This is a genomic window from Fervidobacterium gondwanense DSM 13020 (assembly GCF_900143265.1).
GTDB classification, from domain to species: Bacteria; Thermotogota; Thermotogae; order Thermotogales; family Fervidobacteriaceae; genus Fervidobacterium; species Fervidobacterium gondwanense.
Genome location: NZ_FRDJ01000001.1, coordinates 251151 through 264670, shown reverse-complemented (window position 1 = coordinate 264670; position 13520 = coordinate 251151). Strand labels below are relative to the sequence as shown.

The window sequence follows — 13520 nt, the reverse complement described above, 5'->3', positions numbered from 1 at the left end:
ATTTTCCCTCCTCTTAACGTCGGGTAAAAAAGTTAAACGGTTCGCTTTCCGATTAAGAAGTTACTATTTACAAGCGCCTTTTAAAAGACTCGTGTTTTGAACAATATATTATAGCTTTTCGACATCTATTTCATTTCCATGCTCATCGTAGACACGCACATCCAAAGCAAGACCTTTCAATTCTCTGACAAGAACTTTGAAGCTTTCTGGCAATCCTGGTTCTGGCAAGTTCTTGCCTTTCATGATTGCCTTGTAAACTTCTGTACGACCTCTGATATCATCACTTTTTACCGTGAGCATTTCATTCAGCGTGTAGGATGCTCCGTAAGCTTCAAGTGCCCAAACTTCCATTTCACCGAACCTTTGACCACCGAATTGAGCCTTACCACCGAGTGGTTGTTGGTGAATAAGTGAGTATGGACCTGTTGCGCGTGCGTGTATCTTGTCTCTTGCTATGTGTATGAGCTTCATAATGTACATATAGCCGACGAGCACAGGTGAATCGAATTCTTTACCCGTCCTTCCATCTCTCAAAATCACCTTACCCGTAGGATTTGCTGGATCATCACCATGGTGCAAGTTGAGCTGTTCCCTTACTTTGTACAGTTCAGGCAAAATTTGATCTTCTTTTGCACCGTCAAACACTGGCGTCGCGAAGTGCCTGTTCGTCAACTTGGCAAGCCAACCGAGAGATGTCTCAAGCACCTGACCGATGTTCATACGTGATGGAACGCCAAGTGGACTGAGCACTATTTGGACCGGAGTTCCGTCTGGTAAGAACGGCATGTCTTCTTTCGGTAATATCATCGATACAACACCTTTGTTACCGTGCCTACCTGCGAGCTTATCACCAACGTCAAGCGGTTTCCTAGTTGCCAGATAGACTCTAACAAGCGTATTCACACCAGGTCCTAAGTCTCCAACTTCTTCCTTATGGAACACGTGAACGCCAATGATTCTTCCTTCAACGCCGTGTGGGACTCTCAATGAAGAATCTTTAACGTCTTTACCTTTTTCACCGAAGACGGATCTCATTATCTTTTCTTCAGGACTTGCGTCGCTTTCACCTTTTGGTGTTACTTTACCAACAAGGATGTCTTGCGATGTAAAGTATTTCTGCTTACCAACGTAAGCACCTATCCTTATTATTCCGTTCTCATCGAGATTTCTGAGGTTTTCTTTTGAAACGTTGGGTATTTCTGAGGTTATTTCCTCTGGACCGACTCGCGTTTCGCGTGCCGTTGTTTCGTAAACTTCAACGTGTACAGATGTGAATGCATCGTCTTCAAGGAGCTCTTCGCTTACGAGTATAGCGTCTTCAAAGTTGTAGCCTTCCCATGGCAAGAACGCGACTAACACGTTCCTACCGAGTGCAAGTTCTCCGTTATCTGTCGCTGGGCCATCGGCTATCGGCGTGCCCTTCTTGACGAACTCTCCAGCGTCTACTATAGGTTTTTGGTTGATGCATGTGTCTTGGTTAGATCTCACGTACTTCAACAATGTGTACTCATCTATAACCGGGTTACCGTTTCTATCGTACATTGGGTTACCGTTTTCATCCGTTCTGTGGACAATTATTTTCCTTCCGTCGACTTTTTTAACTATTCCATCGTTTTTCGCCAGTACCACATGTCCTGAGTAGATAGCTGCAGGATATTCCATTCCAGTTCCTACGAGAGGTGCTTGCGGTTTTATGAGAGGAACAGCCTGCCTTTGCATGTTTGAACCCATAAGGGCACGGTTAGCGTCATCGTGTTCAAGGAACGGAATAAGAGCAGTTGTGACGCTGACGATTTGTTTTGGTGAAATATCGACGAATTCAACCTCGTCTCTATGCACGTAGACAATCTTTTCGAGGTACCTGACCGGCACTCTCTCTTGGAGAATGTTGCCTTCATCATTTCTTGCAATTGTTGATGATGCAATTTTGTAATTTTCTTCTTCGTCCGCTGCGAGATAGACAACTTCATTTGTAATCTTACCGTTCACAACGCGTCTGTACGGTGTTACCAAGAAACCAAACTTATCGGTTGTCGCATAAACAGAAAGCGATGTAATAAGACCTATATTTCCACCTTCTGGCGTTTCGATCGGACACATTCTTCCATAATGCGAGTGGTGAACGTCACGAACTTCGAACCTCGCCCTTTCTCTCTTCAAACCGCCAGGACCAACAGCCGTAAGCCTTCTTTTGTGTGTCAATTCAGCGATCGGGTTTACTTGGTCCATGAACTGAGACAGCGGATTCGTGGCAAAGAAACTGTTCAAAGAAGCGATTACATTTCTAAGGTTTATAAGACTTGGAATAGAAATCTTATCTAAGCTTGTGTAAGTTGCAAGCTTTTCTTGTATCTGGTGGACCGACTTAGAGAACGCTCTTTCAAATTCAGAGCCTATCAGTTCACCGACATCTTTAACTCTCTTATTCGCCAAATGGTCTTTCGTATCAAGAGTTTCTGGATGTTTCTCTACATCAAGAAGCATTCTTACAACGAGTACTATATCCATCGGTGTCAAGGCATTGGAGTTCTCGTTGTACTCTATATTCTCAACGCTCTTCGGGGATCTATTTTCAATTTCTACAAGGAACTTTCTGTAGCTATTTGTAAGTTTCTTGTTCATCTTATAACGTCCGACTTCTGTCAACTCAAAGCGCTCATCGTTGAAGTAAAGGTTGTTCCAGTAAGACTTGGCTGCATTGTATCTGAATACTTCGCCAGGGCGCAGTTCCTTGTATATTTCCATATACGCCCTCAGCTCGCTTATATTTTCCTCTAACGGCATTTTCAGGCGTTCTTTCAGTTTCGCATATGTCTTAAAAATGTACTTGTTAACAACTTTTATCTTATCTATTCCATGTTCACGCAACACATCTATAAGTGTAGGGGTAAGTATAGAACCTTTTTCCGCAAGGATGTCACCTGATTTGGAAACAACATTTTCCAAAATGATTATTCCTTCGGAATGTTTTAAAGTATAGTCATCTTCAACATCTATGTAGCTTGGGAACAACGAAAGAATATCCAAGTCATTTTGGTAACCTAAGGTCTTCAAAACCAAGAAAAGATTCAGTTTCTTTCTTCTATCTATTCGAGCGTATAGCGTTTCATCGTTGAGGTTGAGTAATATTTCGAGCCAAACACCTCTTACCGGCAAGAAGTGAGCTAAATATATTGGTTTCGAACCGATGTTCTTTGTAGGCTCTTCTACAAAGTACACGCCAGGACTCCTGACGAGCTGGCTCACCACAACTCTTTCAACACCATTTATAACAAATGTTTGGTTTTGGGTCATGATTGGATAATTACCGAGACTAACTTCCTCTTCACGCATTTCACCGGTTGAAAGATCTGTCACGCGGACTGTTGCATAGAATGGGGCAACATATGTTAAAAGTCTCTGTTTACATTCCTCAACAGAGTGAAGTGGTTCTCCCACACGAAATCCAACGAATTCGAGACTAAAACCTTTTTCGCGTCGACCTTCTGTCTTTGCTGATGTGATGGGACTGAACTTCTTGAGAATGCGCAAAATGCCCTTGTCTAAGAGCTCCTTGAAGGATTTGTGCTGGATTTCCACGAGGTCGGGGACTTCAATAATCTCATCTACCCTGCCGAAGGAATACCTTGTTCTCTTACCAACTTGATAGGTTTTCAACACGATCACCTCTTCCTTAGTGTCGATACGTAAGTGGTTGGCAATTACATTTTGAGGGGGAAAAGAATTGCTCAAAAAATAAAAAGCCGTCAGAAAAAATGCCTTACTTATGAACGGCAAATTTCAAGGATTGTGTTTTTAAGCGATATCTGAACTACTTGTGGCAGAAATCACAGATTATGAGGTCAATAATATGCCAATTATATATTAAAACACAAAAACCCCGCACTGTACAGTCTTGTGCGGGGTTTGATACATAATATTCTTTGTTTAGAAAAATCTGTTACTTTATTTCAACTTCTCCGCCGACTTCTGTAATCTTCTTCTTGATGTCTTCTGCTTCTTCCTTCTTTACACCCTGTTTAATGAATGCATCTGCTGCGCCTGCTTTTTCAACAAGGTCTTTTGCTTCCTTAAGGCCAAGTCCTGTGATTTCTCTTACAACTTTGATGACTTCGACTTTCTTTGCACCGAAGCTCTTGAGGAGAACGTCAAATGTATCCTTTTCTTCTACTGCCGCTGCTGGTGCTGCCGCTGCTGCCACTGGCATTGCTGCCATTACTGGAGCTGCTGCGCTTACGCCAAATCTTTCTTCGAGCATCTTAACGAGTTCCGCAAGTTCTGCAACCGTCAAAGACTCAATAGCTTTTACGAGTTCTTCCAATGTCATAATATACACCTCCTATAAGTTTTGAACCTTCCTTAAGGTTTGATTTTTCTTACCACTTACTGATTTTCTTTCTTTTCCTTAATTGCGTTAAGAGCGTAAAGCACACTTCTAAGCACACCTGCGAGAGAATTGACAAGCCCTCTGATTGGACCTTGGATACCACCAACGACCATTGCGAGGAGCTGCTCTCTTGAAGGAAGCTTTGAAAGGTCTTCAAGCTGTTCGCCCGCGAAGAACTTCTTCTCGAGATACAATCCCTTGCAGACAGGCGTACCCTTGTTCTCTTTTACGAAGTTGTAGAAAACTTTTATAGCTTCAACGGGGTCACCGGCTTTGACGTAGAGTACAGCTGTTGGTCCGAAGAATACTTTTTCGTGTTCAACATCGTACTCTGCATCCTTAAGAGCCATTCTCAAAAGTGTGTTCTTTACAACTGTGAGCCTCGCGTCGTTTCCGAACCTCTCTCTTAAAGCTCTTCTAAGTTTGGTCATCTGTGCAACGCTCAGTCCTGTGAAATCGGTAAAAAGAACCAAGGAAGCACCTTTAAACTCTTCTGTCAATTCACTAACTAACTGCTCCTTTTCAGGTCTTCTAAGCACATCTTCACCTCCCATAGAAATAAAAAATGCCTCTTTTCGAGGCATACAGAAGGATACAAAAACTGCCACACTATATGAAGTGCTGAGCAGTTCCAACCTTCTGTGCCTCCTGCAGGCGTCCTTAGTGGACTTTATTTTACCTGCAATCTACGGCAATATACATTGGATATTTTATCAAATAAGGAATTTTCATGGTGAAAATTGTGTAACTATTTTGTAAATCGTAGATATTGATGAACAAGAAGTCATTATTAATCTATTGGTGGGGTGGGTGTTAACCACAGGTCGATAACCGTTGCTTCGTTCGTGGTTGATAATGTATAGTTGGAAACATATAGGCCACGCGAATGAATTCGAACTGCTATGTCCGTTGTTGTGCTTGACTTCAAAAATTCATTTACATGTTTAAGTGTCCAGCCTTTCATATCCGGAAGAGAGGAAAAATCGCTGATGTTTTTCTTCTCATATTTATCCTGAAATTCTTTGATTTTCAGTACCACATCTTTGAAAAACGGTGCAGCGACTATACTGCTTAGCTTCTCACTCTGCGGTGAATCAACCCATACCATTACAGTATAGGGTATATCTAAATACACTTGCCCGACAAAGATCGCTGTAACGTCTTTCTTCTGATTCTTCTGAGCCGTTCCCGTCTTTCCCAATATCTTGATTCCCTCAATTCTCGCATTGATACCTGTACCTTTCTCTACGACATCAAAAAGCATATTTTTAACTATGTTAGTGGTGTTTTTCGAAAGGAGTCTTTTCTTGTTTGGGACCTTCTCATCGTCTAACGTTGGCTGGACATATTCGCCATCGTTTACGATCGTATTAAAAGCCGCGAGCAGCTGAATTGGTGTAACACCTATCGATTGGCCTATACCAATAAATGCCCAGTCAGCTCTGTACCACTTGTCGGGTGGATTCAGTTTGCCAGGTATCTCTCCTGAAAGCTCTATTCCGGTTTCTTTTCCAAAGCCGAATGACGAGAGGACTTCGTACAATTTTTCGGTACCGAATGTATCGACTATCTTCTTAACCGTTAAAACGGAGGCAACATTACAAGAATGGACTAAACCATCGTAGAGGTTAATGTCCTTATGCACCTCGAGGTCTTTTATTTTCAGATCAAGACCTTCAATTGGCTGAACGTAACCCGGGCAGTAGAAATGGCTATCGCTGTTGACCAACCCAAGCTCTATAGCTGATGCAAAGAGGATAGGTTTTATCGTAGAACCCGGTTCGATATAACCCATGTAGTATGTGGGCCAACTTTGAGTGGTGAGTGCTACGCGGAGTTTACCTGTCTTACTTTCCATTATGAGTATTCCAACTTCTGTTGCTTGCTTCTTTTCCTTGTAATCACTGGCGAGCTTGTACAGTTCGCGTTGGAGACCACTATCTATTGTAATCCGCACATTCTTTCCATTTTGAGGATCGATGGACAAAGTGTTTATTCTTCTACCCAAGAAACCTGAGTAATTCATCTGGACTATACCGTTTCTTACAGGTCTCAATATCTTGTCAAAGTACGCTTCAACTCCAGATATTCCATATCTTTGATCTGTCTTTCCGATAATCATTGAAAGCCCAAAATCTGAAATACTGTTCCGCCTTTCTTCCGGCTCTATCGAGACGAATTTTAAATATATGGTTGGAATCTTTTTGATAGCCTCTTCCCTTTTTTGGACACTTCCAAGGCGCAAGATCTTTCTGCTGTCGAGTTCGGAAATCTTTTCAGCAATTCCAAAATTCATGAGCATCTTTACAAAATCCGGATCCTTTTTGAAACCATTACCGGCAAAACTTCTTAGATAATCTAAATCAAGGTATGCGGTGTACACTATCTCACTAGTGGCTAACAATCGGCCACGTGAGTCATAAATGCTCCCGCGTAGAGCAGGCGTAACGCTCTTAACGGCATACTGATTAGTCGAGATATTAATATATACCTTTAGATTTAAGAACGATATAAATGCTGTTAGTAAGACTAATACGAGTTTGTAGCGAAGTCTGCTCAATTTACCACATCACGTCCTAAGATTAATTTCGAGATCTGTACATCAAGTGCCTCTGTCTGTTCTTCTAAAACGCCTAAGTTCTTCCTGTACATCTCAACCTGCCTCGAAAGTTCGGCTGTCTTGACGTTTAGAGCATAAGTTACGACAATAAGTGAAAGTAGTAAAACCCATGGTAAAACAAGTTTGAAAGTTACGAGAACCCTTCGCTCCTCACGCAAACCTTCCAGAGCTTCTTCTCTCCGCTTGCTCCTGACAAGTGTCATACTACATATCCCCCTTCGCTCCGCTGATATGTTCCTTAATTAAGTACCCAAAATCTCTGCCGAAAAACAAAGATGGCAGAAACACCCTCTCCGCTGAAAGTTCTTTTTTAATCTTAAACACTCAATAAACAAAAGAAAACAAAAAGCTTTCTAAGAAATAATCCTCTATACCCTCTCCGCTATTCTGAGTTTTGCACTCCTGGATCTTGGATTAACTGATATTTCTTCCAAGCTTGGTGCAATGAAATCTCCCAATGGTTTTAGTCTCGGATCATCCTTAAACGCATGCTTAACAAGCCTATCTTCAAGTGAATGGAACGATATTATTGCAAGCTTTCCTCCGTGTGACAAAAAGTCTGGAGCAAAAGACAAAAACTTCGTTATATTTTCCAGTTCTTTATTCACTTCTATTCGAATTGCTTGGAATGTTTTTGTTGCAAAATGCCTTTTTCTACCATGAATTTCCTTGTATGGCAAAGCGCGTCTTATCGCTTCAACAAGTTCTCGAGTGGTATGTATAGGCCTACTCTGCACAATGGAGCGTGCGATCCTGCGCGCAAAATTCTCTTCGCCATATGAATATATAATATCGGCTAATTTTTCTTCCGGGTAGGTATTAACAACATCATAGGCGGTCAAGTCATTTTCGAGGTTCATCCTCATATCGAGAGGTTCGTCTTGGTTAAACGAAAAACCTCTACCTTCTGCTTTAAGCTGGTAGGTAGACACCCCTAAATCAACAAGAAGTCCATCAACTTTATGGACTTGCAATAGGTTCAGCAAGACGGGCAATTCAACGTAGGAGAATTTAAAGAGCTGGACATTCGGGTGGGCTTCCAGATTTCGCTCCGCTATCTGCAACACTTCGCTATCAACGTCTAAACCAATAACTTTACCACCACTTGCTGCTATCCGCTCCGCTATCGCTTGGGTGTGTCCCCCTTCTCCTACCGTACAATCTACGTACACCCCGTCCGGCTTCCACACTAAGTTGTCAACAACTTCGTTCAACAAAACCGGGATGTGACGCTCACTATACAGCCTATTCATATCTTCTGTACTCAACTCCGCTCCGCTAATTAGAAAAAACCTATCTACATTGTAGAACAAATCGTGTGCAAATTGCAATTTTCATATATTTGAGTATACGTTCGAAAATATAGTATTTATGCTATTTTCAGACATTTATGAGATATATACTGAAGTATAGTATAATTTAACATAATGTTTACATTTGAGATTAACGGTATTTTGATGAACAAAACAAAAAAGCAGGGAGGTGCTAACCTGCCCTGCTTTTAGTTGTAAAATGTCTACTTAAGCATACTATTTTGTTATTCTTGTTCCTGTAAGACCTTTCAAAGCCTTATCGAGAACAGCCATATCGGTAATAAGACATTCTCTACCTGTAGAGGTCACAAAATCGATAGCTGCTTCAACCTTTGGACCCATGCTTCCAGATGGGAACTGTCCTTCATCAAGATATTTCTTTGCTTCTTCAACTGTCAGATGGTCGAGTTCTCTTTGATCTGGCTTTTTGAAGTTTACGCATACCTTTTCAACGCCTGTAAGTATTATCAATATATCCGCTTCGATCTCTTTTGCCAAAAGTGCACTTGCTCTGTCTTTGTCTATAACCGCTTCGACACCCTTAAGCGCGCCATTTTCTTGAATGACTGGTATACCTCCGCCACCAGCTGCGATGACGATAACATCTTTTTCGACCAACGTTTTTATGACATCTTTCTCTACTATATCAAGAGGAATTGGAGATGGAACAACTCTTCTCCAACCACGACCAGCGTCCTCTTTCATTATCCATCCTTTCTCTTGATGGAGTTTCTCCGCCTCTTCTTTTGAATAGAACGGTCCCACCGGCTTACTTGGTTTTTGGAAACCTGGGTCGTTCTTGTCAACAACGATTTGCGTTACTACTGCAGCAATCTGCCTTTCGATATTCTTTTTCCTAAGCTCGTTGCCCAATGTCAGTGCTATCATGTAACCAAGACTTCCTTGTGTTTGCGCATCATTAACGTCAAGTGGGAATGGTGGTATAACATGTTTTGCGAGGTCTTGTTGTACGAGTATATTGCCAACTTGAGGACCGTTGCCATGAGTTATTACGATATCGTATTCATCTAACATCGACACCAAGAAGTGCGCCGTTTCTGAAAGATTCTTCATCATGTTTTCCGCCGTAGCTTCTTCACCAGGTCTGTTTACCGCGTTACCACCTATTGCAACAACTGCCAACTTTTTCATCGAAACACCTCCGTGTACTCTGTGGTTATCAATCAGATTATTATATCAGTTCACGAAAGAGCGATAGCAAGAGCTATGGAAGCAAACTTTGAATCGCTTGTATCAGCTCTTGATATGACGATTACAGGTGCTTTGGCTCCAGCTATTATACCTGCAATTCTGCCGTTTGCAAAATATACAGCGGATTTTCCGAGGAAGTTTCCGCTGTGTATATCAGGAACAACCAATATATCAGCATGTCCCGCAACATCACCCTTAACACCTTTTACTTCCGCAGCGTAGACACTCAAAGCGTTGTCGATTCCGAGAGGCCCATCTATCTTACAATTCTTAATCTGGCCCCTTTCATTCATCTTCGCAATTACAGATGCTTCGAGTGTCTCAGGCATATCTGGGTTTACAGTCTCAACAGCAGCGATGAGCCCGACTTTCGGCATCTCGTATCCAAGTTTTTTTGCCACTGAAACTGCATTTTCAATGATTTGAACTTTCTGCTCCAAAGTTGGTTTAATAACCATTCCGCCATCGGTTATGAAGATCAACCTATTCACACCAGGCACTTCAACGACTGCAACGTGTGAGAGCAACCTATCAGTTCTCAAGCCACATTCTTTGTCAAGAACAGCTTTCAAAAGCGTTGAAGTCTTTACGAGCCCTTTCATTACTATGTGCGCTCTTCCTTCGACAACAGCTTTCACAGCTTCTTTTGAAGATTCCTCGTCTGTTCTGCAGTCTATTATTGGAAAATCGGCGCCGACTTCTGCCAGGTTCTTCTCTATAATCTCCTTCTTACCAAACAACAGTGCGGAAACGCCGAGCTCACTAGCTTCATGTACAGCTTTTATAGCTTCTTTGTCTTCAGCACCAGCGATCGCAATTACCTTATTCTTGCCCTTTGCCATCTCAATGATGTCGTTTAGGCTCCTAAGCATTCAACAACACCTCCAAGTTGTATAGTCTTAGCAAATAATTTCGTTAAATGAGTATTCGAGCAGCAGCACATATGTACGTCATTGCGAGAAGCGCTTCAAAGATTACCTTGTAGTCATCATTCATAATTCTTACTCTTCTGCCATCTAACCTTTCCACAAGTGGCATTGATGAAACTAAATCTGCTCTCAGCGTGTCAGAAAACTCTACAAGCATTTCTACTGGCGATTTGAATGTGAAAATCTCAAAGTTGCTTCGTTCTTTCTTTGAAAGTACCTTTGCTGTTTCTTCTATTTCTTGAAGAAGATTCTTCATAGGCTTCATAATAGCGCTGTGTCGTCCAATAGATGTCTTGGTTTGAATATAAATCGTCTTATTCAGCAATGGTTTGGTTTGCTCAACAACTTTGTCATCCCCAACAATACATCCAACAGGCACACCATAAAGCCCAGCGTATGCTGCATTTATTAAAGCTTCGTTCATCGCTATTCCGTTGATCCATATGTTGTGTATGGAAGAACTTGAATAAGTGTGATCCATATTTGCATTCAACGTTCCAATTCCGGCGTGATAGCCGAAGAAAACGGCAAAATCAAAAGAACTATCAATTCCGTACATCATATAGTAAGGTCTAATACCACCACTTACAAGATTTACATTTGGAAACTCATCTGTTATTTCCCAAGGGATGTTGTCACCACTGGCATGAGAATCTACAAGCGTTATCTCACAGTCACCAAGCCCACTTAAAAATGCGCGTAATTGAGTTAGCATTTCTTTTCTCTTGTAATCAGGGCTCCTCTTATCGACATCGCTCCAGCTTGTTATACCAGCAAGTCCTTCGAAATCGAAAGAGATATAAATCCTTTTCATACACCCCACCCCTTAGATAATTATAGCGTATTCGATTTACGATATAAAGTCAGGCAAAGCAGAGCATACAATTGCATACTTGAGCATAATCAAGAGTTCGTCTGCGAATGAATCCCTCTAACGGAAAATAGAAACATTTTATGTTTAATTTTCTATTTGCAAAATATCAATACGGATAAGATGGAGCATATATAGTTAGCTGCGTTAAACAAAATCGTAATACATTGTCATATGGCATTTTCATTAGGAAGATATCATTCATATGTTAACATAAAATTTGTCTTGAATTTTAACACGCACCTGTGAGATAATACTCAATGCCCCATCCTTATACATTTTGATGAGTTAAATTTATGTAATCTTCGAGGTGTTTTTATGAACAAAGAAAAATTGCTCTCCTTGTTAAAAGAAAAAGTCAGCAGACAGCAATGGGAACACTGGTTTATTGATTTTTCTGTCAAAAGAATAGAAGAGAACCACGTTGTTTTTGAGGTGGGCAATCTCTTTATTAAAGGATATATCGAAAAAAAGTTCGATAAGATATTGAGAAAAGTTGTCGGTGAGGTACTTGGTCCCGGTGCAACGTATGAAATAGTTGACGCACCGATAAGCCTTTCTGACAACTCTGAGATTGTTTCTGACAACGTAGCACTTGTCAGAAAAAAACCAGTTTTGATAACACCGCTCAATCCAAAATACACTTTTGACAACTTTGTTGTCGATGAATTCAACCAATTTGCATATAATGTATTGCTCGAAGCTGCGAAAAAACCTGGGACTTACAACCCGATATTTATACATAGTGAGGCGGGGATGGGGAAGACACACCTTGTGCAGGCCTATGGCAATTACTTGCTTTCAAACAACCCTGATCTGAGATATGCATATCTCACAAGCGAAAGCTTTATGAACGAACTTGTGACAAAGCTGAAGACAGGAAACATGGAAGAATTTAGGGAGAGATATAGAAAAAAAATAGACGTACTTGTCATAGACGATATTCAGTTCCTTGCTGGAAAAAAAGGAGTTCAGATAGAACTCTTCCACACGTTTAATACTCTGTACGAATCAGGAAAACAGATTATAGTCTGCTCAGATAGATCTCCAAAAGAACTCAAAGAATTCCAAGACAGGGTTATCTCACGCTTCCAAATGGGAATAGTTGTTCAAATCAAGACCCCATCGCAAGAAGCCATGTACAAAATATCGAAGAAAATTGTTGATGAAGAAAAAGCTGATGTACCAGATGAGGTTCTTGAATACGTGGCAAGACATCTAAAAGGAAGCATAAGAATATTGAAAGGTGCCGTTGTCAAATTAATTGCTTACAAGAGCATGTATGGAGAGGTTACAGTCTCAACGGCTAAATCTATACTTAAAGACGTACTTATCGAGGACACAAGGAGTACAGACCATGACATATTAGATGCTGCATCTAAAATATTCGGTGTAAGCAAGGAAGAGTTAGTTTCGAATTCAAGAGACAAGAAAACTGCAATGGCTAGACAGCTGTGCATGTACTTGATGGTGAGGAAATTCGGTATGTCGACTAGAAAAGTTGGTGAAATTTTCTCCAAGAGTCACCCTGCGGTTATAAGTGCTGTGAAAAATATCGAAGAGAAAATGCAAGAAGATAAAAGATTGATTGGCCACATGAAGTTAATCGAAATTGAACTCCAAAAGAAGGCGGGAAATGCATCTTCGTAAGCGTTTTCTTTATGTGTTTAATTTGTAGAGTAATGAGTACCATTTGCCAATAGAAAAAGTTGTGCTATAATACTTTTGATTTTGAAAAGGAGGTGCTAAAGCATGAAGGTTAGAGTTGATGAAGCAACATGCATTGGCTGTGGTGTTTGTGAGAATCTCTGTCCAGACGTGTTCAAACTTGGCGACGATATGAAAGCAAAAGTATTACAACCTGAGACAGACCTCGAATGCGCAAAAGATGCTGCGGACAGCTGTCCAACGGCAGCTATAATAATTGAAGAGTGAGTTTTAAACACAACGAAGACGGAAAATTAAAAGTTTGGGGGCACATGCCCCCATTATTTTTAGAGGAAATTGATTTTTTACTGTTTTTGAACTTATATTTGCAAAAAGCTCGATATTTCACCTATACATTACTACTCATTATAACAAATCACGTAAATAGTTAACTTGAAAAGAACATATGTGATATAATATAATCGTTGAGCTAACAGCCGAACAAAATATGAAATTTAATACATAGAAAAGGAAGGTGTAG

11 protein-coding genes are annotated in these 13520 nt (G+C 40.9%); 2 read left to right on the top strand and 9 right to left on the bottom strand.

Annotated features, from left to right (window positions below):
• Window positions 1-108: 108 nt before the first annotated feature.
• The 9 genes from rpoB to BUA11_RS01135 form a co-directional block, all read right to left on the bottom strand.
• Complete coding sequence (gene rpoB / locus BUA11_RS01175; protein WP_072757443.1) at window positions 109-3657, bottom strand: DNA-directed RNA polymerase subunit beta; 3549 nt, start codon at window positions 3655-3657, stop codon at window positions 109-111.
• A gap of 283 nt (window positions 3658-3940) precedes the next feature.
• Complete coding sequence (rplL, locus tag BUA11_RS01170; protein ID WP_072757441.1) at window positions 3941-4327, bottom strand: 50S ribosomal protein L7/L12; 387 nt, start codon at window positions 4325-4327, stop codon at window positions 3941-3943.
• Between the two features lie 56 nt (window positions 4328-4383).
• Window positions 4384-4926 carry a 50S ribosomal protein L10 gene (rplJ, locus tag BUA11_RS01165; RefSeq protein ID WP_072757865.1) on the bottom strand — a complete coding sequence of 181 codons (543 nt, stop codon included), beginning with the start codon at window positions 4924-4926 and terminating at the stop codon, window positions 4384-4386.
• A gap of 251 nt (window positions 4927-5177) precedes the next feature.
• The gene (locus tag BUA11_RS01160) at window positions 5178-6947 is read right to left on the bottom strand and encodes a peptidoglycan D,D-transpeptidase FtsI family protein (protein WP_072757439.1); all 1770 of its coding nucleotides are present in this window, start codon (window positions 6945-6947) and stop codon (window positions 5178-5180) included.
• Window positions 6944-7210 carry a hypothetical protein gene (locus BUA11_RS01155; protein WP_072757437.1) on the bottom strand — a complete coding sequence of 89 codons (267 nt, stop codon included), beginning with the start codon at window positions 7208-7210 and terminating at the stop codon, window positions 6944-6946. The genes BUA11_RS01160 and BUA11_RS01155 overlap by 4 nt, the downstream gene beginning before the upstream one ends.
• A gap of 165 nt (window positions 7211-7375) precedes the next feature.
• Window positions 7376-8260 (bottom strand): 16S rRNA (cytosine(1402)-N(4))-methyltransferase RsmH, encoded by an 885-nt coding sequence (gene rsmH, locus BUA11_RS01150; protein WP_072757435.1) that lies wholly within the window; start codon window positions 8258-8260, stop codon window positions 7376-7378.
• A 276-nt stretch (window positions 8261-8536) separates the two neighbouring features.
• The gene (gene arcC, locus BUA11_RS01145; protein WP_072757433.1) at window positions 8537-9472 is read right to left on the bottom strand and encodes a carbamate kinase; all 936 of its coding nucleotides are present in this window, start codon (window positions 9470-9472) and stop codon (window positions 8537-8539) included.
• Window positions 9473-9522: 50 nt separating this feature from the next.
• Entirely contained in the window at window positions 9523-10404 is an 882-nt protein-coding gene (locus BUA11_RS01140; RefSeq protein WP_072757431.1) for a bifunctional enoyl-CoA hydratase/phosphate acetyltransferase, read from the bottom strand.
• A 43-nt stretch (window positions 10405-10447) separates the two neighbouring features.
• On the bottom strand, window positions 10448-11275 hold the full coding sequence (locus BUA11_RS01135; RefSeq protein WP_072757429.1) for a M55 family metallopeptidase: 828 nt from the start codon (window positions 11273-11275) through the stop codon (window positions 10448-10450).
• A 375-nt stretch (window positions 11276-11650) separates the two neighbouring features.
• Between BUA11_RS01135 and dnaA the strand changes: the two genes are divergently transcribed.
• The gene (gene dnaA / locus BUA11_RS01130) at window positions 11651-12982 is read left to right on the top strand and encodes a chromosomal replication initiator protein DnaA (RefSeq protein ID WP_072757427.1); all 1332 of its coding nucleotides are present in this window, start codon (window positions 11651-11653) and stop codon (window positions 12980-12982) included.
• 102 nt (window positions 12983-13084) lie between these two features.
• Complete coding sequence (locus BUA11_RS01125; RefSeq protein ID WP_072757425.1) at window positions 13085-13267, top strand: ferredoxin; 183 nt, start codon at window positions 13085-13087, stop codon at window positions 13265-13267.
• Window positions 13268-13520 lie beyond the last annotated feature (253 nt).